Raw genomic sequence first — 19,056 nt, forward strand, 5'->3', positions numbered from 1 at the left:
CTCATGACACGACCTGGAACGCTATTATATTGTTCGCATATTATTTTTCTTATCAGGTTTACGCTGTATTTTTGGAAAGATACCAACGTGTAATACGCACCATAAATTCATTACCACAGGCAATCAACTCACCTTGCCCAATAATACGGTCATTTACTCTTATCGTCACCTCTGGCGCAAAACATCCCCCTACAGGCAAAACGTCCCCCGTTTTAAGTTGTCGTAATTGTCCAATTTCCAGACTCGCACGTCCGACCTCAAAGAGCACCTGTTGTGGTATCTGCTCAAGTTCGACTGAAGACGTTCCGTCACTCTTTGACATTGGACTCCCTGACGCAAGTAGCGTTTCGATATCCTGGACTAATTCGTCAAATTTCATCGTGTTATCCTCTGTCAGCAACACCCTTGCGTAGATTCCCCCAGGTAGTTGAATAGCAAAAAAACCGAGTCTGATGTCGCCGAAGCAATGAATCCGAACGCCCATGCCGATTTCGATAGACTCAAGTTCGATTAATGTAAGCTGGCACCAACCTGAATATACAGGGACTACCACAGGAGGGGCAGGATAAATCTGTTGACGCTCAGCAGAAAGCTCTCCGACTATATTGCGCAGAAAACCCGTTGGCCATGTAAAAATAATGCTATGGAACTCATGTTCTTCAACTGTCCATTTAATATGCAACGCTAGCTGATGTGGTAGATTACTGCAGGATGTTGGCGGTTCGTTCTGACAGAGGGTGGCATCACTGGCTTGCAATAACGGCGCCAGCCCCCATTCAGCTATTCCATATAGCAATTCAGGATCGATAGCCGATCGATTAGCGGTGCCAATTAACCCTTCACACCAGCGCTGCCAGCATTGTTCTGCAATCCACACCCTACCCAGCTCATTATGATAATTTATGGTAAATAATATCCCTTGCTGTACTGGATATTGTTGCATACTCAATGTCAGCTCACCAATGGTAGCGCCTTGCGTTGGAAGCATCTCCACCCACGGACGCTCTTCATTCGCTATTCTTAACATAGAATATCTCCAGGGAAATTATATACCCCATATGCAGCAACTGAGACTCCAGCCACTGCTTTAGCGCTTTCATCGAACGGTAAATTTCATGATGAGGGACATTGATTTTTAGCTGGATTAGCCCCCCTGATTCACATACTTCACACTCTACACCGTCAAGATAACCGCCACTAACACGATAACGTTGCGTGAAAACCACGTTTTTATGCAATGTTGCAGGAGGATTATTCTCACCAATGGGTAATGCCTGGTGCATGAGTTGTTCAAAGTCCATACGTTCCGCCTCCGCCTCGTTATCATCCTGATAAGACTGGCATGGCAACCCAAGACTTCCCTCAACTTTGGTAATACGCATCGCTTAATACCATAGTAATTTTTTCTTTCTTTTTCATAAGCGCATTAAAATTCTTCTGTAATTCGCTTCGCCGGGAGACAAGCTGCTGATACTGATTCTCTAACTGCTGCCGTTGCGTCAAAAAGCTCTGCGCCTGTGTGAATAGTCCGGCCATTTGTTGTTTCTTATCCAACAATAAATGACAAGATAACGTACCTTGCCAGCCCATTAATTCTTTCAGTCTGGTAGTCACTGCTAAAGCGCGCGTCTGGCAAATCTGCTGTTCCGTAATAATCGCCTGTTGCTGCTGATCAAGTACGGTAAGTTTGCCGCGTAATTGCTTTTCACGCCGCGCGATTATCTCCAGCAAAGTTTCCATGATCACTCGGTGAGTATTTGATGTAATTTTTCTATGAGTAGCTCGGGTCCGCATACTTCATCCTTACTTTGTCGCAAAAATGTGCAAATATCCGGATAGGTATCAATGGCTTTGTCAGTATCTGTATCAACTCCTCGCTGGTATTCCCCAATGCGTATTAACAGCTCAACCTCCTGGTAAAGCGCCAGGCGCCGTCGCAATATCGCCGCCAGTTGATGATGCTCATGGCTGGTAACGACTGGAAAAACGCGGCTGAGCGTTGCCAGCACGTCAATGGCAGGATAATGCCCCCTCTCTGCAAGCCGCCGGGATAGCACAATATGTCCATCAAGCAGTGAACGGACTTCATCCGCCAACGGCTCATTCATATCATCGCCTTCCACCAGTACCGTATAAAATGCGGTAATACTGCCTTTTTCTCCCATTCCTGTACGTTCTAAAAGTCGTGGCAATGCACTAAATACGCCTGGCGGATATTCTCCAGAAACCGCGGTCTCTCCGGCGGCCAGAGCGATTTCCCGTGCGGCCCTGGCATAACGCGTCAGTGAGTCGGCAAGCAAGACGACTCGCTTTCCATTATCGCGAAAAAATTCTGCTATCGTGGTGGCCACAAACAGCGCCCTCACGCGCTCTAAGGCGGGTCTGTCAGAAGTTGCGACAACAATGACACAACGTTTTCGGGTCTCTTCAGACAGTGTAAAATCGATGAACTCGCGGACTTCTCGTCCACGTTCACCAATTAACACCAGAACATTGCTGTCTGCGTCTGGCGCATTACACAGCATCGCCAGAAGCGTGCTTTTCCCCACGCCAGGAGCAGAAAAAATACCCACTCGTTGCCCTTCGCCACAGGTCGCAACGCTATCAATAGCGCGAATCCCCGTCATTAATGGTTGAGTGATAGGCTGTCGAACCATTGCGGGAGGAGGCATTGCATCATAGTCTTTCCAGCAGACTTCGGGCAGTTCGCGGCCATCAAGGGGACGACCAAAACCATCAATGACTCGCCCTAATAACGCTTCGCCCACGGGAACCTGATGGCGTCGCCTTAAGGCCATCACTTGCTGCCCGCAGTGAAGCCCGATAGTACTCGTAAAAGGAGATAGCAAAGCTTTGCTGCCATTAATCCCCACGACCTCAGCAAGTTCTTCTCCAGGCTTTATACAGCACAACTCTCCCATAAATACCCCAGGCAACCACGCATTTAACAACGTTGCGCTGACATCCTGAATTCGGCCCCATCGACAATAACCATCGGGGGGCGGATATTTCAGCCTCAGACGTTGCATCAATTCATTCTTCATTGTCCGCCAACTCCTCTTCGCTAAGGTCAATACTTTCTACCACTTGTATAAGGCTCTCCTCTCCTAATTCCTGCCATGACAAAATCGGTACGTCGAACAAGGTGGCTTCTGTAATTTTTCGCAAGAAACGTCGGGTGTCGACAGAAGTGACAATGAATAATTTGGCTGACTGCTTCAGCGCCTGCTCGATAAGTTGCAGGATCTGCGTCTTATGACGAGACGACAGCGCAGTATAGGTCCCCATTGCCGTCTGGCGAATGGATTCACGCACGAGGTTCTCAATACCTTCTCCTATCCGCAAAATCGGCAGCGGTTTTCCTTCCGGATTAAGACGACGCAGAATATGACGGCGAAGCGCGATACGGACATATTCTGTCAACATCAGGACATCTTTTTCACGTGGCGCCCAGTCAATTAAGGTGCCGAAAATAAGACGTAAATCTCTAATAGAAACCCGCTCTGATACAAGCCGTTGCAAAGTTTCAGCGATTTTATTAATGGGTAACTGGCGCTGAAGTTCTTTCACCAGCTCAGAGTAGTTTTTTTCCATCGCATTCATTAGATAACGCGTTTCCTGAACACCAATAAACTCTCCCATATGCCGAAGCAGGACACATTTTAATAAGGCAGAGATACGTTGGCTGCCCGCGAAAACGTCCAGTCCAAAACCTTGCGCCTTATGGGCCATGTCTTTTGTAAGCCAACAGATCTGCCCCATCCCGTTCGGTAACGTCTGGCTGTCACCCACCACACTAGCGTCCGCGCCTATCAATAAATAATCCGCCTGGGCGGGAATAGATAAACTAAATACGGGTTCCTGATATAGCAGTACCGTCAATTTTTCGGTGGGTTCAGGCAAAACCTCAATATTCACCTCAGGGAGAGGGACGCCGGTATCCTCAAATAAAAACCATCTCATGGCGTCAATATCACGAATCAGGTCGGCAGAATGTAACGTCGGGCTAAGACGTAAGATTAGAGGACATGCGCCGGGAACCATACTATCTTTTTCCGGTGCTTCGACGCCATTTGCGGAAACGACAGACTTTTTGCGGCGAATGAGGATAATTGGCAATGCTAACAACGCTGAAAAGAAAGCGAGAGTGATAAAAGGAAAACCAGGAATTAAAGCAAGGAGCATTAAAACCACAGCGGTTAATATGAGCGACTGAGGTTGTCTGGCAATTTGAGAACTCAACTCTGTCGCCAGGTTCTGGCGTTTCTCACCCGGAACACGGGTGACAATAATTCCCGCGCTAAGGGAAATCAGCAGCGATGGAATTTGCCCACATAAACCATCTCCGATTGACAGTACGCTATAAGTGTGAACAGCCTCACTCATTGACATATCATATTGCACGATAGCGATAATGATACCGCCGATAATGTTCACCAGAACAACAATAATACCGGCAATCGTATCGCCTTTAACAAATTTCATCGCACCGTCCATCGCACCGAGAAAGCGGCTTTCCTGCTGGACGTGCTGTCTTAATGTACGGGCATGGTCTGCATCGATAACTCCGGCACGCAAATCGCCATCGATACTCATTTGTTTGCCTGGCATCCCATCAAGCGAGAAACGTGCGCTAACTTCCGCCACCCTCTCGATACCTTTTGTAATGACAATAAACTGCACGATAGTAATGATGGTAAATACGACCAACCCAACGGTGAGATTTCCTCCTACGACAAACTTACCGAAAGCATCCACAATATTACCGGCATTATGTTGTAACAGTACCAGCCGTGATGTGCTGATTGTGAGTGACAAACGATATAATGTAGTAATAAGTAATAAAGACGGAAATACCGATAAATCGAGAGGGTCACTAAGATAAATAGCAATTAAGAGCAGGATCACTGAAAACATAAGGTTAATAGTAATCAGGATATCAACCATCCAGGTCGGTAAAGGTAACAGCATCATCACAATAGCGATTAATAACACCGTCGCCAGAACCATATCCTGCCGACCCGCGCATACACTGAGCCACTGTTGCGCCCTGATTCCCTCACCTAACCATGAACGCATTGCGACTCCAGAAATTTTATTTGTCGATGATGTAATCGTAACCAGAGCTCGGCGGAGCTGGAAAGAGGAGGAGAACAACTCATTGCCAGCCCATCGCGCAACAAAAATAATCGTTGAGGAATACCCTGGAACGCTGCAGGTTTCCAGTGAGTTAAGGCTTTAAAAAGCAGATCTTCGTCTAAGAAGGTTTGCTTGAGTATCTGACATAAGTGAATACGACCGTTATGATAGTTTAGATAGGTTTCATATTGCCCTTGCCGCCAGAACATATTGGTTGCTAAAGGCCGTTGAGCTAATCCTGCTAATTGAATAAAAAGCTGAATATTACGTTCAGTAATGAGATCCCAATCCATCCTGCCGCCTCATGATGAGCCAGAACGCCAATTTACCTAAATATTGAAAGCCAGGTATCAGAATAAAACCTGATTTACCTTTACTTCACGAAGCGTTTCGAGAATTTGTTCACGTTGATCTTCGTCGTTAAAACAGTTATCGGGTATCAGCATAAACTGCGCATCAAGTTGTTGGAGTAACCGATTGAACATCTTCGATGAAGAAACTATAGCGGTAAGTCTATCAAGCAACCAATCACTGAAAAGCCAACGCTCACAAATGATATCGAGTAGTAGCGGCAGTAATGTATTAGGCGGCAACTGGCAAATCCACTCCTCACGCTGGCACTCTTTTTCAAGGCCAAGGAATAACAACAAACGACGCAAACGTACTAATGCTGCGGCCAAACGACTTTGCTCCGAGGGTTCGATGCATATGCTAAGTTCAAAGGCTATTGCTCTTAGCAAAATACGGACCCGCTCACAGCGATCCGGCCAGTCTGCCACGCGTCTGAACCACTGCGATAAGGGCATTTCATCGTTGTCTATCGCCTGTTGCATAAAACGCTTCAGCGAGGACAGCGTAGCGGTATCCACTTCGCCAAGTTCCAGTAAACTAAAAACGGCGAGTTCCCATCCCTCCTCCGCTGTAAGCGTATCCAGTTGCGATTGCAAATCGCGTTTTTTCTTTTTTGACAACCCGCCGGCAGTAAGCGCCATTGCAAGAGCGATAATTTGATACGCATTCTGTAAATCAGGATCACTATTCTCTTCGGTAAGCGGACGCAACGTTGCCCCATTATCCTCCTGTATTTGTTTTATCAAACGCAGCAAAGCCTGCTGTCTGCGTTCCAGTTTCTCAGCATCAGTGAATTTATAACTTTCGCGCAGTTTACCACTCAGCGCCATTCCTATTTCTTCCATCGTCTCATAGAGCGCTGCCCCCGTCGTTTCCTGTAACTCCTGGAGAGCTAACATTGAAGGCGAAATAACCTCTTGTTCCTCTATAACCTGGCCAGGGGTAAATGCTGTAGGGGGCGTCATTTTTATCTCATTAATTTTAATATTCATCGCTACCTCTTTTATCTTCACCATTACGTAACCATTTCAGTAACGCGTTGAAATGACGAGAAAGTGAAAATTCAACGGCATATCGTGTTGAGGAAAGTTCAGCCTGATCGGGAGAGAAACCAGGCTCGATAATCAACGTAAACCGCTTGCCAAAAGTTTCACGCATCAATGCCTCTTTTTCAGGATGAATACGCAAATAAAGCGCTCCCTCTTCCGCCATAGCCGTGGCCTGGTGTGCCAGACGATGGCACATAACACTGTCTACCGACTGTTGGTCGAACCAGGCCAACAGAACCTGTTCTATACTATTTTTAATATGATGCGCTGCTTGATCGACCAATGAACGAAGTTGATTTTCATCATCTTGTAAATGTTTTACATGCTGTTCCAGCCATTCCACTTCCATTTTTTCCAGCGTATTTTTACGCAACCACGCTATTTCTTGTTGCTGCTCAACTTTCTGTTCACGCTGATAACGATAGGCGTCTCGGATGATTTTTTCAGCCTTACGGTAAGCGGAGCTTACAATAGCATGTGAAACTCTCTTAGCTTGTTGCTCTTGTGCAAATAAAGTTAATTGTAATGTTATCCACGGTGACTCAATAATATTTCGAGCGGGTAGCTTATGGTTAATTTCCGTCAGAGGAAGTGAAGTGAAACTCATAGCAAATGCTCCATGAAGATAATCTCGGTAAGAGAAGTCTTCGGCCAAAGTATACGCTGCGGAGGGGGTAATAATACTAATAGCGCATGTAAAACCGCATCGTCATGTGCTTCCCGATTAAGAATGGCGGTACCGATCTGCAATGCAGTTTGTTGCATCACTTGCGGAGGAAGTAATTTGCCATCTCTTTGCCCCAACCAACCATATAGCTGCCAGATCTCATCCTCGCTAAACCACTGTAGAAGTAATTGCCGATACTCTGGTAGCATAAAATAGTCACTACACCTGAGTTTGAATAATCCCAGCCCAAAAGCAAATGCTGATATACGCGGCGCAAGACGAATCTGCCGTTTTTGCCTGTCATTTAAACAGGCTGGAATAACAGAGCTTCCCCTTAGTCTATTTAACGCTCTGTCAAGAAGACGATCCAACTCGGGCCGATCGCCATAACGCCAGCAGTTTGAAAAATGAAAGCCCAGCTTATCCAGCCATTCCGGCACAGCGTAACGAGCAGGTTGCCAGAAATAACGATAAAGTTGCAACACCTCGGGATCAGGTCGGCTCAAAAACGGCGTCTCAGGCAAAAATAGCCGATCAGGATGCCCACTCCTATTAACAGTCCTGTCAACGATAACATCAACTGATAAGGGTATTTCATCAACCACTTCTCCACCTTCCCTTTATTGGCGTTGATCACGTCCATAATCCAGAATGTTTGTCTCGCGGGTACGTCAGGTACCATTCTGAATTCAGCAGGCTGCATCAAGATACTAATCTTACTGTATTGCAACCCAGGGATTGACATCTCTATTAAATCTTTAATTTTTACCCGAAAGGCCTCCATATTGACCTGAGGTGAATATTTTATAAATACGGCAACTGAGCTCGGAGAAGCGTTACTTCCCTCATCATAAGTCGGTAGCGCAATGGTCACTTTTGCATTAATCACGCCCTCCATCTGACTCAGCATTCCTTCAATTCTTTGTTCTTTTAAAAAATTAATCTTCTGCTGTTCTTCCTGGGGTGATACCACTAACTGATTAGCCGGAAACATCTTATCCGCCGTTGTAAACTGCCGATGCGGATAACCGTTAAGTCTAAGTAGCTCAACCGCATTAATAAACTGCGACTGCTCGACACGTAAGGTTACACCATCCTCTTCCTGTTTTTTTTCCGCATCAATATGATGCTGCATAAGTAATGCCAGCATTTGATTCGCCTCATCTTCTGGCAATGAGCGATAAAGATCCACATCACATGCCGTAAGAAAGAACGTAAGGACAGTAAGAAATACTATACGATGAACCTTCATGTCATGCTATCCAGCTTATTAAGCGCTTGCGATGCTGCGCCTGATATTCTGGCAAGATAATCGACGCCTACCGTTAACTGCATATAATCCATTTGTCTGGTCAACATAACCTGCGGTAATAAAGCACTGGCGTTACTGGTGGATGCATCATCTTTCAGCAATTGTTCAAAAAAATTAATTTGCTCCTGGCTCGGTTCTGCAGAGGACTTTACATAAGATTGAGTGCTTACAGGCACTACGCTCATATCAGAAATATTCAATTTTCAAACCCCTCATTTGGTGCAGGAAATAACAGACGCAGCGCCATAGCCTCTGGCAAATCAATATCCGATAAAATTTTCGCGGCTTTTAGCGGCTCATTTAAACCCGCCAACAATAATGCCAGACATACCAACTGTAATTTTTTATCCGGAACAATAACCGTTAGCGCTGGTAACATCGCATGTACCTGGGAAATCAGGCTATGGTTAACGCCCGCAAACATGATTTCCAGCAGCAACCGTCGAACATCGTCGCTAATAACTTCAGATTTTAGCAATGATTCCACTAAGCATATCCTTGATCATTTTGATCAGTGAACTTTCGTAATTAATAAATGTAGAATACTGCTGTAAGGCAAATTGCGCTTTAATCATCGATTCTGGGTTGAGCAAATCATTACCATTCATTTTGTCATTAATGGCCTGGCCTGCCTGGTGCGCCATGTGGGAGAGCATATCCACTAATTGTGCAATATCCATAATGCTTTTCCTTAAAATAAATACATCGTAAGGATACTGGCAACATAGCAAAATTTAGAAATCAATGAACATCCGGTATATACCTGAAAACGATTACTCCGGCGCACGTTGTTCTGGCGTCACCTGAGCCAGCAAACGATATAATGGGCTGCTGACCTGCATACCGGTCATTGCCATCCCATCCATACCGAAGCGAGTAAAACTCATTAGTCCGTAGGTAATATCATTAAGGCGCTCTAATAAATGAGGCTGTAGCCCCAAACTACCACTCCAGTATGAATGCGTCATTACCGTCGCGGTTAAGGCTAATCTACCGCCCAGGGAGACGGCTTTAGCAATCGCCATACTTTTGCGTTGATTGGCGAAACAATTAGCAATATAAAAAACGGCATTGCCTATACTGTCGTGAGCCATAGGCAAATGATGTTTATGATGGTAGATAAGGCAGGCGACATCCGCGATAGCAATAGCAAGGCCAATTCCCGCCAGGGCTACGAGCGGCGCGCCTCCACCACTTAGCACTGTTAATGCTATTCCAGCGGAACAGCATAAAATCTGTCCGCCCAAAATGACCGTTTGCCAACTAAAAATTTCTTTTGGAAAACACTCTATCACTCGTTTCGCAAGCCCGGCCAATAACCGCTCTTTTCCTTGTTGAGGACCTATTCTACCACTCTCCATATTGGTTTCCGGATGTGGCAATGAGGGACATGGAGGGGATTCCTCAGGCGCGTTAACAGGACGTTGCCCTGCTACCTGAGCATTTGGGCTAACAGGTTTCATGGTTCTCCCCGAGATGTATGACCAGAACTGTCCATTAATGCAGGTGCAGTAGCAGATTGACAGAGCGATGCCATTTGTTCCGCCAATAACGCACTGGGATCGGCATGAAGTTCATCAACAGAATTTTCCTGATCGTCGCCAGAGGGGCGGGCAAGGCAATAATCCAGTACCGCACCTATCGCCGTCAGGCTAACGGAGGTAATTACACTCCCCATGTCCAAAGAGGCTGCTATATTTTCAGCCGTGGGCAGTGGAAACTGTAGGGGTAAAACCAACATAGAAATAGCGATTCCTGAACGTATTAATAAAGAAAGGCAATTAGCAAGGGGGTTAGCGCAGTTAAGACTTGCCCCACATTTTAAGGCCAGCGCACTGACCACAAGAGCAACGCTATCACTGGCGGTTTGTAACGGCTCCTTTTGCTGACATATCAATTGATAATTATGATATGCACAACAAGCATCCCCAATAGCAATCACGAGCGCCGCCCCCGCAAGAATAGCAATGGGTAATCCTGCCCCGCCAGAAATTACCGCTGCAGCAACCGATAACCCAAACACGACTGTCGCACCCAGCGCACGAATAGTGTATTGCATAAAATGTATCGCATAATCCCTCTGCTGCCTTATTTGTTCAGGCGTAAGCAGCACTGGGGCTGCGGGGGTACCTGGGGCTGGAATTTCAGGGGGAGGAAGCGATACCTCCTTCGCTTGTATATCGGAAGGAGGACTATTACCATCGACTATATTACTTGCCGCTGACGGAATATGAATTTTCATATTTCGTTCTGTTATTTAAGCAATAAGAGTATCAACCATTATTTGCGCATTCTGGCGAATCTCACTCCATGAGGCATCCGCATAACTCATCTTGATTGCGGTTTGAAAAGCCTCTCTCGCCAACCCGGGTTCCCCCATCATTTTGAGACAAACGCCCGTTTGGTAAACCGGTTCTGGATGGCTGGCATCCAGCATTAAGGCATGTCCATAGAAATTAATGGCCGTCGTGTATTCTTTAAGCATCATCCAGGTGCCAGCCAATGCAATATGGGCACGCCAACTCCATGGCTGGGCCATCACCAGCCAACTAAAATCGATTACGGCGCGCGAATAATCCCCCTCCTGCCATGAGGCGTAACCACTGGCATAAACGGTTTCCGGATCAACGGATAATAGCTGTTTCAGAATGTCTTCGGGTATTTTATTTTTCTGATCTTCTTTCATCATCATACCTATTGATTGTTATTTTCACGTGATAATGATTTACGTCAGGAAGGTTATTTAAAAACGTCGCTGGATAAGATGCTCGGCGGATAAAACTGTCCAGTTATCGCCATCAAGCTGTGTAAAGGTCGCTCCCATTACTGTCAGGATGCGCAATAATTTCCTGCGTAGCAGGGCTTTTTTTTCATCCAGAACGTCGGTAATTATCAACATCTTTAAACATGTTAACTGCGGGTGATGCACAAATATCCCGCGTAAAAGTCCCAGTAAGTGAAACAATTGCTGTGGTCGAGGTTGCCCGGGCGTCAGGCGTCTAAACTCACAAATAATCATTTCTTTTGCCTCAATACGATAGATCACCAGGTAAGGCGATAATATAAACTGCTGCCCAAGTAATATGGCGGTCTCCCCTAAATATGCAGGCTCAGTAAACACCTGATGCCGACGCAACCATTGCTCTATTTCTTGCACCATGTTTACCTCGTTAATGCCCGGAGTATTTCAGCAAGAACCGCGACTAGTGACGACCCCACACCGATGATTTGCTGCATAATTTCACCTGCTTTCTCCATAATATCCATCAGGGATTTATTATAAGATTGGGTCCCATTTTGTTGCAGGTCGGCAATCGCTTTATCTTGATCACTTTGACGTTGCGCTACACCGGCCCCCAGGCTCATGACTCCCCCAGCTGTGTGTCCTACGGCTTGACCCGCTATAAGACCGGTTTCCCCGCCTACAGCCCCTAATCCTATCGTCAGCACTCCCGACAATATTGCGCCACCCGCAGTAATCATTGATGCTTTAAACGCTTCATCAATTGTTTTCATTTGCGTCTGTAAAACATTGACTTGTAGTTCCCAGCCCAGCCGTTGTTTTACTACGTTATAGCTGCGCATGATATCGCGCAACTTTTTGGCAAGCTCCATTAGCTTCATCCAGATATCATCAAATAACAGAAGCATTGATTCAGTACCCATTCCCTCCCCGGAGGGAGATTGAGTGGAAGAAGACGTTACCAAGGAAGGCGCTGGTAATACCAGTGCTACATTACTCGCTTCCATATTTTTATCCTCAGATTAAGCGCGACAGCCAGCTATTCTCGCCTGAACGCTACTATAGTGATCAATGGTATCTAATACATCTCTAAGCGCTGTACCGCTCCCCTTATAAAGCTCCTCTAAGCGTTTTTGTTCCATCTTTTTTTGGTTTTCCGTTTGTTGCATTATGAAATCCAGAAACCGTTGCTGAGTTATTAATTGCTCTATTTTCTTTTCGAGCTTCGTTTTCTCTGCGTTAATCACGCCAGTATTCGTCTGACTGGCGCCCTCGGTTGCACATCTGATAGCCTGTAAGCCTTTAAATGAACAATCCCTCAGTAAGGCATACAGGATTTTTTTGAACATATTCCAGAGAACTTTCTTACGAAAATTTTTTAACAGAAATTTTTCCCCTTCTTGCGCATATTTTTCCAGGGCTTCTTTTGCCGCTTCTTTTGCCATGGCTTTCACCCCCTCTTTCGTAAAGCTTTTTCCCGCGCTTCGCGTCATATTATTTTCTACCTCACGAGAAAACTCGGCAGACTCCTCTGCCATCTCATTCGCCATAGCCATTTCACGTTCAAGCGGCTCAAATTGTTTGGAAAAACTTTCGCTCACTTCTTCGCCAAACTTTTCAGCCAACTCCTCTATTTCTGCTTCCCCTGCACCAACCATACGCTCAACCACTTCCTCGCCAAAACCGGAGTCAAGCACTTTTGCAGCTGCGCCAGATAAACCTCTCGTCGCCATAAAAGCACGGCCAATCTGGAAAATATCCAGTGCCAGCGCGACGGCTTCACAACCAAATTGAATTTTACTTGTTACGTCAATAATCGCCTGACAGGTATCGGGGTCAGCACCGCACATCATTGCTGTTTCAGCTCCGGCTTTAACCATTCCTGCACAACCTGCGGCTATATAAGCTACGCCGCTAGCCATTTCTGCGGGATTACCGGACAGAAAACCTTCCACAACTTTTAAGGCGCCAATCACGGTTTCAAATATGCCGGTAAGCCAGTCAAAAATAGCGCCAAAAATGCCCGCTTTACGCGCTTTATCCTCCTGCTCTATCGCTTTCTGGATCTGCTCCTGATACTCCTTTACCTGCTTATCACGTAATGCATTTTGCACCTCAGTTGCCCGCTCAAGCTGTTGGCATAACGATTGAGCGTTATTACCAAAGACGCTGAGTATTAATGTCGTCATCATCATTGATAAAACCGCGGGATTGGTCTGCAAAAAGTCAGGCAATGATGGACGCTTATGATTTCCGGGTACGGCATCAAGCAGTTGCTTCAACGCATTGCTTGCCTCCTGAAGACTAATTCTCCCTGTTAGCACATACGCGGCGTTGCCATCGCCAAAAGTAGAATTCACACGATGCTGGCGCTTTCCCAGCGAGCCCGAGGAAACGCAACTGACATTGTTCAAGTGATGATGTGATAAGGCGTATACTCCCGCGGCGCTATCGCTATTACTGGGAATTCGATTCATTTTTTAGCTCCTGTCAGAAAGTTGCTGTAACATCTTTTCTGCACGCAGTCGGAGGATTTGATGTTCACTGACCTCGCCGCAAATACGCACCACGGCCTTTAACGCTTTTATTGCATAACAAACGTTATCACACGCGAGGTAGCATTCCGCTGCGGCCCACGGCGCCTGCGGCGCATCGAGCTTAATCTGCGCCGCGCGTCCATAGGCGTATATCGCTTCCCCCCAATGTTTTTGAGCCTGGCAGCATTCCCCTAACCGAAACCAGTAGTCAAATGACCAGGCATCATATATCGTCAGTAATTGAAAAAGTCGCGCTGCGCCGGCGAACTCTTTTACATCCATAAGCTGCATGGCATAGCGATACAGAGTATTAAGCGGCTGTGTAACATCGTCATCCAACAACATACGCAGCGAGCCGCCACGCCGGAAAAACCGCATCGTTTCATGTGCCTGTTGTAGGGTCGGGTCTTTTTTCATGAGTACGTTTTCTGCGCTATCATACTGGAAATTTCTCCCCACTTACTGATAAGCCCTGTCAGTTGGGTAAGAACAGCGTTAAGCTCCTGAGACATTTTTTGAATTGTTATCTGCCCCTGACTCATAAGATCGGTATTCCGGTTGGCATCGTTATCCAAAGCCGCTTTGACCGCCTGTAGACCACCTTTATCCAGCTTCCCATGATCGCCATATTTAGCCATATATTCATCAATGGTCAGACCATCGATGAGTATACCGTGTTCACGCATGTATTTAATTACGTCATCAGGCACTTCCTCTTTGGTTTTAGCATCTCCCTTGGCTGCTTTAGCAATCACCTCATCCATCTCATTTGATTTTTCCTGGGTATTTCTGGCACGTTCAGCGTTCTTCTGGACTTCAATAAATTTATCGTTTGCGATAGCCTGAATAACCATAAGAAGAATAAGCAAAACACCATACCCTTCGGCAAACGGATTTTGCTGGGATAAGTCATCCTGACTCCCGGTATCAGCGTTGCTGACGCCGAAGCTATTTTTAAACACAATAGGGTTTTGACTTCCCCATAAGATGTTTCCTGAAGACATTATGCTTTACCTTTTTGTTTTTCCTGACGGTATCTCCACCGGGGCTTGAGCATTCAGTTGTTTCAGTCGTACTTCAAGTTGTTTAAACAAACTTACTATTTTCTTTAAATCCTTCTCGGCCTCCTGGTTAACCCCGGCAACGCCTTGTGGAAATAGGTTATGAAGAATACTCTCTGTCTCTCTGCTCTTTTTGGGGCTCTCTGCTCTTTCAGCAAGCTGTTGACTCACCTTAGCCCGAATTTGGTGAAACTTTTTAAGACTGTGATTTAGCTGCATGTAACTTTGCTCTAAATCACGATATTCACTAAACGCAGCCTTTTTCTTTATCATCATTCCCCTCCATATACACGATAGATAATTAACGTGCTAACTAAGAGCCTATCCCACTATCCCATTAGGGCTATTTTACTTGCCATTTTTGGACTGGACAGTGCTCAAAATCCTCACGTACTACGTGTACGCTCCGGTTTTTGCGCGCTGTCCGTGTCCAAATTGGCTACGCCAATTAACGCCTGGTGGGATAGGCTCTAAGATATTTTTACTTTACTCTTGCTCACTCACTACAAGTGCGCTGTTATGGTAACGATAATAAATAATGTTGATGATATTTTCGGCCTGCTCGATCGCTTCAAGCAATAAGGTGTTTTGCTGATATTGCTGCGGATCCTTTAACTTACCGTTGTTCTCTTCTAACTGTTTCCGGGCAGCCCTTAATTGTAAAATTATGCCTTTGGCCTCTTCACGCGAATGAAGCAGCAAATCTTCTAACCGGGTCAGAGTTGTCATTTTCCACTCACTTAAAATCTAATGGATAGTTAATCAAAGTATCATGATGTTTAATCGTTACCACATCGGCACTCAGATGGACAATTTCTCCCCCATTGGGTAACAATGCCCCTACACGTAAACGCTCTTTATTCGTCAGTAATAAGTAATTACCATGGCGACTCTGTACAAAGCCAGCCACTGGCGCAGGCAGATACTTGTTTTCATCATGAGAAGGCGCAATATCCTGATAAATTAAAGAAAGAGCGGGGTCCTTTTTCTTTAATGCTGCTAACGTTTCTTGCAAAATGCGTTGATGAGATTCATCCAGTACGCCACTGATAACAAAAGAGCGCCGCATTGGCGTAACATTGACAAGCCCCACTAAACCGTTCTCTATTATCGCAGAAATAATATCATCCCCCTGAGACTGATGAGAGTGACTAATCTGCCAGTGCAATAACCCGGGAATATCTGCAAGTAATGGTTGAACCTTACGCCATCGCTGATCCATTTGTATATCATCATGAATTAACACGCTCCCCGGCCCTTCGCTGGATACTTCAGCATGCGGGTAACCCATTTTTATCAAAACATCCTGCACTTCTCGTATCAATAAGTCATCACAGATTACACCATCCCGATACATGACCCCCCATGATTCGAGAGTCGCTCTCACCTTTTGCATCTGTTCGCTTGACGAGCAATAACCGGACAACTGCAGGCTTCCATCTTCTTTCCATTGCGCCCGCACATAATGAATATTGCTTTTGTCTAATAAAAACTTAACCCGTAAAGGTAAGTCATTTACCGTTTCAGGCTGACCACTAATACTTAACAGGACACCCATTCCACCGATGAAAATCAAGAATACGCCAGCCAACCACCAGTACCCTGATCTGGAAACGGGTATTTGATAATCAGCAAGTTCACAATCCTGTTTACCAAACGCGATAGCCACTCCCGCAACCTGCAAAACCCCACTGGATGGTAGCGGCTTATTTGGATTAAATCTGCGACCGTTAACTTTAACTCTGGCTTTCCCGGCATCAACAAATAAACTATCTGCCTGTTCTCTCAGAATAATTTTTTCATTTATAGTAAGCGGAATACAAATATCGCATCCTTTCTCCCCCAGTGACAGGTTACCTTCATTCAGCCATACTTCCCGGCCTTGTAAAACGTGACCTAAAAAACGTATTTTCCAGGAACTCTTTGGATTAACCATGAGATATGCCATTATTTACTACTGAGGCTTTAATCAAAAAAAGCCTGATTACACTATGTACTTGAGTCGTATCATTGCGAAAAAAATGACCTACGACAGGAATATCGCCCAATAAAGGAATTTTGTTTTGCGAGTGGATTTGTTTACCTTGTTTAAATCCTCCCAGCAATAGACTTTGTCCGGCCAATAATGTGGCCTGCGAAGCAATTTCAGAATTTTGCACTTCGGGCAGCGGGTCTGTTTCGCTTTGCGTATCACTTTGTTGTCCATCCTGAATATTAAGATTAAGCATTATTTTTTGCGTGCCATTGTCATTTAACAAGCGAGGTGTAACGCGCAACAAAGAACCCGTAGTGATAGATTCAAGTTTAGCCACTTTTTCTCCCTGCAGTTTGGTATAGAAAGTAATATTCTTATCCAGCACAGCCTGGATATTATTTAAAGTCACCACAGATGGCTGGGAAAGTACATAAGCCTGAGAGCTTTTTTCCAGGGCATTCAAACGCACCATAAAGTTTGAGGTATCGCTGATTACCGTTGAAAAACCGCTAGCTCCACCGTCATTCAAACCTGTATTGAACGCAATTTTCTTGCCACCCAGCGACACTGCCGTTCCCCAGTCGATGCCTAACTGGTTAATATCGCCAGCATTAACATCGATAATTTTCACCGAAATCTCTATCATCTGCTGGCGTTGATCTAATTCTGTGATGAGTTTCCGATACCCGGCCATATTGGCCGCATAATCACGAACGATCACTGCATTCTGGCGTGGGTCGGCAGCAAACATGGGCAATGCCTGTGTAGCGGGTGAACCATTGTTCGTCGATGACGCCGGGACGCTGGTTTTACTCATCTCACGCAATACACTCACGACCCCAGGAACCACGACGGACTGATCGCGATATTGGTATTGGGTATCCATCGCAGTGGCATACTTAAGCATATATATACTTACACTAACCGCACTGTCTTTTCGTTTGATTAACGCATTATCCAACACCGAAGCTAATTGACTAATACGAGTCAGGCAACTGGGAACACCGCTCACCTCCACAGCTCTGGTACCGGTAATTTCTTTAACCTCGCATCCCGGTGATGAAAGGATATTCTGGCTGCGTAAGTAATGAATGAACCGTCCAGTAGATAAAATATTGAAAGTGATAACCTGATGTTTTAATAACGATGCAGGATATACATATAACATGCTGCCATCAAACCAGGTAAGCAAATCATATTGTGCTGCCAGGTTATTCAAAATATCGACCGGTGGTCCAGGCGGAATTTTCCCACTAAATGTAGCGGTTATCAATGGGCTAATAGTAATAGCCGTATCATAGTTCTCTGAGAGCAGATGTAAAACCTCTGCTAATGGCATTTGTCTGGCATAAAGGGTGAAGTCATTACCTTTCCATGATAACTCATCACTCTTTGCCGTATTGAGTATAAATAGTAAAATTAAGATTAAATGTTTATTTACTACCATTTTATACCCCACCCGAATAAAGTTTATGGTGATTGCGTATTACATTTTTTAAAATGCAAGTTAAAGCCAGGTGTTTTTCTATCTCAATAGCAATAAGCTCAGAGCTACTACTTGTGGTATAATAACCGTTTAACCATCCCCCATCCGCTGTGAGCTGTATAGCATAATCATGGACATCCGGGTGTGCTGCAAGCAGTAGTGTCACATAGGCAAGACAAGGCTTAGGTAAGCTTTCCAGGTCATTTAAGAACAAAGAAATAGAAAATGCTTCTGAGAAAATTTCTCCTCTGGCAGGATGCCCATCAATAGTCATTATCCAGGATCGGCTATTACCTTCGGCCTTGATATCCTGAATTAATGGAATGCCTTTTAAAACTGCCAGCATGAATCCCTCCTCAGACATAAATGGGAGTTTCTATCAAATTCGCTCACAACCACATCCATAAAAAGCCTGATTCACATTTATTTCGACTATACTCTTCTTGTACAATATCAGGATGCTGTCTACATATACCTTGTGACAGGCGATTCTATCATTCGGATTTTCCGATAAATTCACAATTACACTTTCAGTATTGACACAAAAAATTACAATTTGAAAAATTATTTATTAAATAAACTGTTACGATGTTTTTACATCACCGCCTTATTAAAAATTAATTGTAGTCATCGACTGGGTTATATATGAAGAAATTTATCTCCCTAATGATAACACCATCGATTAATCTTCTGATGAAACTATATGTACTGCGATAGTGATCAAGTACCAAAGATT

At 45.1% G+C, this 19,056-nt stretch carries 26 protein-coding genes; all 26 read right to left on the minus strand.

The window, feature by feature from the left end:
• Positions 1 to 58: 58 nt before the first annotated feature.
• The 26 genes from ssaQ to spiC all read right to left on the minus strand — a co-directional run bounded on the left by ssaQ (position 59) and on the right by spiC (position 18,684).
• A complete protein-coding gene (gene ssaQ, locus NAZ64_RS02560) occupies positions 59 to 1,027 on the minus strand; it encodes an SPI-2 type III secretion system cytoplasmic ring protein SsaQ (protein WP_220569221.1) in 969 nt (322 codons plus the stop codon).
• Positions 1,008 to 1,382 carry an SPI-2 type III secretion system apparatus protein SsaP gene (ssaP, locus tag NAZ64_RS02565; protein ID WP_115286055.1) on the minus strand — a complete coding sequence of 125 codons (375 nt, stop codon included), beginning with the start codon at positions 1,380 to 1,382 and terminating at the stop codon, positions 1,008 to 1,010. Before ssaP ends, ssaQ begins: the two co-directional genes overlap by 20 nt.
• Complete coding sequence (ssaO, locus tag NAZ64_RS02570; RefSeq protein WP_000449092.1) at positions 1,363 to 1,740, minus strand: SPI-2 type III secretion system apparatus protein SsaO; 378 nt, start codon at positions 1,738 to 1,740, stop codon at positions 1,363 to 1,365. The genes ssaP and ssaO overlap by 20 nt, the downstream gene beginning before the upstream one ends.
• Positions 1,741 to 1,742: 2 nt before the next feature.
• Positions 1,743 to 3,044 (minus strand): SctN family type III secretion system ATPase SsaN, encoded by a 1,302-nt coding sequence (gene ssaN, locus NAZ64_RS02575; RefSeq protein WP_115286056.1) that lies wholly within the window; start codon positions 3,042 to 3,044, stop codon positions 1,743 to 1,745.
• Positions 3,034 to 5,079: an SPI-2 type III secretion system apparatus protein SsaV gene (gene ssaV, locus NAZ64_RS02580; RefSeq protein ID WP_001258216.1), complete on the minus strand. Its 2,046-nt coding sequence runs from the start codon at positions 5,077 to 5,079 to the stop codon at positions 3,034 to 3,036. The genes ssaN and ssaV overlap by 11 nt, the downstream gene beginning before the upstream one ends.
• Positions 5,064 to 5,432, minus strand: coding sequence for an SPI-2 type III secretion system apparatus protein SsaM (gene ssaM / locus NAZ64_RS02585; protein WP_000383706.1), 369 nt, complete (start codon positions 5,430 to 5,432; stop codon positions 5,064 to 5,066). The genes ssaV and ssaM overlap by 16 nt, the downstream gene beginning before the upstream one ends.
• Before the next feature lie 57 nt (positions 5,433 to 5,489).
• Complete coding sequence (gene ssaL / locus NAZ64_RS02590) at positions 5,490 to 6,506, minus strand: SPI-2 type III secretion system apparatus protein SsaL (RefSeq protein ID WP_000238886.1); 1,017 nt, start codon at positions 6,504 to 6,506, stop codon at positions 5,490 to 5,492.
• Positions 6,472 to 7,146, minus strand: a complete 675-nt coding sequence (gene ssaK, locus NAZ64_RS02595; RefSeq protein ID WP_115286059.1) for an SPI-2 type III secretion system apparatus protein SsaK — start codon at positions 7,144 to 7,146, stop codon at positions 6,472 to 6,474. The genes ssaL and ssaK overlap by 35 nt, the downstream gene beginning before the upstream one ends.
• Entirely contained in the window at positions 7,143 to 7,691 is a 549-nt protein-coding gene (locus NAZ64_RS02600) for a type III secretion system domain-containing protein (protein ID WP_115286796.1), read from the minus strand. The genes ssaK and NAZ64_RS02600 overlap by 4 nt, the downstream gene beginning before the upstream one ends.
• 17 nt (positions 7,692 to 7,708) lie before the next feature.
• Positions 7,709 to 8,458, minus strand: a complete 750-nt coding sequence (gene ssaJ / locus NAZ64_RS02605; protein ID WP_151353810.1) for an SPI-2 type III secretion system apparatus lipoprotein SsaJ — start codon at positions 8,456 to 8,458, stop codon at positions 7,709 to 7,711.
• Positions 8,455 to 8,703, minus strand: coding sequence for a SctI family type III secretion system inner rod subunit SsaI (ssaI, locus tag NAZ64_RS02610; RefSeq protein WP_001562742.1), 249 nt, complete (start codon positions 8,701 to 8,703; stop codon positions 8,455 to 8,457). Before ssaI ends, ssaJ begins: the two co-directional genes overlap by 4 nt.
• Before the next feature lie 11 nt (positions 8,704 to 8,714).
• Complete coding sequence (locus NAZ64_RS02615; protein WP_000444713.1) at positions 8,715 to 9,005, minus strand: EscG/YscG/SsaH family type III secretion system needle protein co-chaperone; 291 nt, start codon at positions 9,003 to 9,005, stop codon at positions 8,715 to 8,717.
• A complete protein-coding gene (gene ssaG, locus NAZ64_RS02620) occupies positions 8,983 to 9,198 on the minus strand; it encodes a type III secretion system needle filament protein SsaG (protein ID WP_000350226.1) in 216 nt (71 codons plus the stop codon). Before ssaG ends, NAZ64_RS02615 begins: the two co-directional genes overlap by 23 nt.
• A gap of 93 nt (positions 9,199 to 9,291) precedes the next feature.
• Positions 9,292 to 9,981 (minus strand): pathogenicity island 2 effector protein SseG, encoded by a 690-nt coding sequence (gene sseG / locus NAZ64_RS02625; RefSeq protein WP_000805835.1) that lies wholly within the window; start codon positions 9,979 to 9,981, stop codon positions 9,292 to 9,294.
• Positions 9,978 to 10,760, minus strand: a complete 783-nt coding sequence (gene sseF, locus NAZ64_RS02630; RefSeq protein WP_220569222.1) for a type III secretion systems effector SseF — start codon at positions 10,758 to 10,760, stop codon at positions 9,978 to 9,980. The genes sseG and sseF overlap by 4 nt, the downstream gene beginning before the upstream one ends.
• Before the next feature lie 15 nt (positions 10,761 to 10,775).
• On the minus strand, positions 10,776 to 11,210 hold the full coding sequence (gene sscB / locus NAZ64_RS02635) for a SycD/LcrH family type III secretion system chaperone SscB (protein ID WP_000979963.1): 435 nt from the start codon (positions 11,208 to 11,210) through the stop codon (positions 10,776 to 10,778).
• Positions 11,211 to 11,261: 51 nt separating this feature from the next.
• Positions 11,262 to 11,678, minus strand: a complete 417-nt coding sequence (gene sseE / locus NAZ64_RS02640) for an LcrR family type III secretion system chaperone SseE (protein WP_000249602.1) — start codon at positions 11,676 to 11,678, stop codon at positions 11,262 to 11,264.
• Between the two features lie 2 nt (positions 11,679 to 11,680).
• On the minus strand, positions 11,681 to 12,268 hold the full coding sequence (sseD, locus tag NAZ64_RS02645) for an SPI-2 type III secretion system translocon protein SseD (RefSeq protein WP_220569223.1): 588 nt from the start codon (positions 12,266 to 12,268) through the stop codon (positions 11,681 to 11,683).
• 15 nt (positions 12,269 to 12,283) lie between these two features.
• Entirely contained in the window at positions 12,284 to 13,738 is a 1,455-nt protein-coding gene (locus NAZ64_RS02650; protein ID WP_220569224.1) for a type III secretion system translocon protein, read from the minus strand.
• Positions 13,739 to 13,741: 3 nt separating this feature from the next.
• Positions 13,742 to 14,215, minus strand: coding sequence for a SycD/LcrH family type III secretion system chaperone SscA (gene sscA, locus NAZ64_RS02655; protein WP_220569225.1), 474 nt, complete (start codon positions 14,213 to 14,215; stop codon positions 13,742 to 13,744).
• Positions 14,212 to 14,802: an SPI-2 type III secretion system translocon protein SseB gene (gene sseB, locus NAZ64_RS02660; protein ID WP_076935180.1), complete on the minus strand. Its 591-nt coding sequence runs from the start codon at positions 14,800 to 14,802 to the stop codon at positions 14,212 to 14,214. Before sseB ends, sscA begins: the two co-directional genes overlap by 4 nt.
• Positions 14,803 to 14,808: 6 nt before the next feature.
• A complete protein-coding gene (gene sseA / locus NAZ64_RS02665) occupies positions 14,809 to 15,135 on the minus strand; it encodes an SPI-2 type III secretion system chaperone SseA (protein WP_076935179.1) in 327 nt (108 codons plus the stop codon).
• Positions 15,136 to 15,345: 210 nt separating this feature from the next.
• Complete coding sequence (gene ssaE / locus NAZ64_RS02670) at positions 15,346 to 15,588, minus strand: YscE family type III secretion system co-chaperone SsaE (RefSeq protein WP_000210201.1); 243 nt, start codon at positions 15,586 to 15,588, stop codon at positions 15,346 to 15,348.
• Positions 15,589 to 15,595: 7 nt separating this feature from the next.
• Positions 15,596 to 16,807 carry a SctD family type III secretion system inner membrane ring subunit SsaD gene (gene ssaD / locus NAZ64_RS02675; RefSeq protein WP_076935178.1) on the minus strand — a complete coding sequence of 404 codons (1,212 nt, stop codon included), beginning with the start codon at positions 16,805 to 16,807 and terminating at the stop codon, positions 15,596 to 15,598.
• Positions 16,788 to 18,281 carry an SPI-2 type III secretion system protein SpiA gene (spiA, locus tag NAZ64_RS02680; RefSeq protein ID WP_483640868.1) on the minus strand — a complete coding sequence of 498 codons (1,494 nt, stop codon included), beginning with the start codon at positions 18,279 to 18,281 and terminating at the stop codon, positions 16,788 to 16,790. Before spiA ends, ssaD begins: the two co-directional genes overlap by 20 nt.
• 1 nt (position 18,282) lies before the next feature.
• Positions 18,283 to 18,684, minus strand: a complete 402-nt coding sequence (spiC, locus tag NAZ64_RS02685) for an SPI-2 type III secretion system protein SpiC (protein WP_001562740.1) — start codon at positions 18,682 to 18,684, stop codon at positions 18,283 to 18,285.
• Positions 18,685 to 19,056 lie beyond the last annotated feature (372 nt).

This window comes from Salmonella sp. A1325 (assembly GCF_056991255.1).

Bases quoted from the DNA above. Each gene is read 5' to 3' on its own strand.
- ssaD (WP_076935178.1), bottom strand. From the start codon at position 16,807: ATGGCATATCTCATGGTTAATCCAAAGAGTTCCTGGAAAATACGTTTT.
- ssaL (WP_000238886.1), bottom strand. From the start codon at position 6,506: ATGGTGAAGATAAAAGAGGTAGCGATGAATATTAAAATTAATGAGATA.
- sseG (WP_000805835.1), bottom strand. From the start codon at position 9,981: ATGAAACCTGTTAGCCCAAATGCTCAGGTAGCAGGGCAACGTCCTGTT.
- sseE (WP_000249602.1), bottom strand. From the start codon at position 11,678: ATGGTGCAAGAAATAGAGCAATGGTTGCGTCGGCATCAGGTGTTTACT.
- ssaJ (WP_151353810.1), bottom strand. From the start codon at position 8,458: ATGAAGGTTCATCGTATAGTATTTCTTACTGTCCTTACGTTCTTTCTT.
- ssaQ (WP_220569221.1), bottom strand. From the start codon at position 1,027: ATGTTAAGAATAGCGAATGAAGAGCGTCCGTGGGTGGAGATGCTTCCA.
- sscA (WP_220569225.1), bottom strand. From the start codon at position 14,215: ATGAAAAAAGACCCGACCCTACAACAGGCACATGAAACGATGCGGTTT.
- sscB (WP_000979963.1), bottom strand. From the start codon at position 11,210: ATGATGATGAAAGAAGATCAGAAAAATAAAATACCCGAAGACATTCTG.
- ssaN (WP_115286056.1), bottom strand. From the start codon at position 3,044: ATGAAGAATGAATTGATGCAACGTCTGAGGCTGAAATATCCGCCCCCC.
- ssaG (WP_000350226.1), bottom strand. From the start codon at position 9,198: ATGGATATTGCACAATTAGTGGATATGCTCTCCCACATGGCGCACCAG.
- sseD (WP_220569223.1), bottom strand. From the start codon at position 12,268: ATGGAAGCGAGTAATGTAGCACTGGTATTACCAGCGCCTTCCTTGGTA.
- NAZ64_RS02650 (WP_220569224.1), bottom strand. From the start codon at position 13,738: ATGAATCGAATTCCCAGTAATAGCGATAGCGCCGCGGGAGTATACGCC.
- sseB (WP_076935180.1), bottom strand. From the start codon at position 14,802: ATGTCTTCAGGAAACATCTTATGGGGAAGTCAAAACCCTATTGTGTTT.
- ssaV (WP_001258216.1), bottom strand. From the start codon at position 5,079: ATGCGTTCATGGTTAGGTGAGGGAATCAGGGCGCAACAGTGGCTCAGT.
- sseA (WP_076935179.1), bottom strand. From the start codon at position 15,135: ATGATGATAAAGAAAAAGGCTGCGTTTAGTGAATATCGTGATTTAGAG.
- sseF (WP_220569222.1), bottom strand. From the start codon at position 10,760: ATGAAAATTCATATTCCGTCAGCGGCAAGTAATATAGTCGATGGTAAT.
- ssaO (WP_000449092.1), bottom strand. From the start codon at position 1,740: ATGGAAACTTTGCTGGAGATAATCGCGCGGCGTGAAAAGCAATTACGC.
- ssaM (WP_000383706.1), bottom strand. From the start codon at position 5,432: ATGGATTGGGATCTCATTACTGAACGTAATATTCAGCTTTTTATTCAA.
- ssaI (WP_001562742.1), bottom strand. From the start codon at position 8,703: ATGAGCGTAGTGCCTGTAAGCACTCAATCTTATGTAAAGTCCTCTGCA.
- spiC (WP_001562740.1), bottom strand. From the start codon at position 18,684: ATGTCTGAGGAGGGATTCATGCTGGCAGTTTTAAAAGGCATTCCATTA.
- ssaP (WP_115286055.1), bottom strand. From the start codon at position 1,382: ATGCGTATTACCAAAGTTGAGGGAAGTCTTGGGTTGCCATGCCAGTCT.
- ssaK (WP_115286059.1), bottom strand. From the start codon at position 7,146: ATGAGTTTCACTTCACTTCCTCTGACGGAAATTAACCATAAGCTACCC.
- ssaE (WP_000210201.1), bottom strand. From the start codon at position 15,588: ATGACAACTCTGACCCGGTTAGAAGATTTGCTGCTTCATTCGCGTGAA.
- spiA (WP_483640868.1), bottom strand. From the start codon at position 18,281: ATGGTAGTAAATAAACATTTAATCTTAATTTTACTATTTATACTCAAT.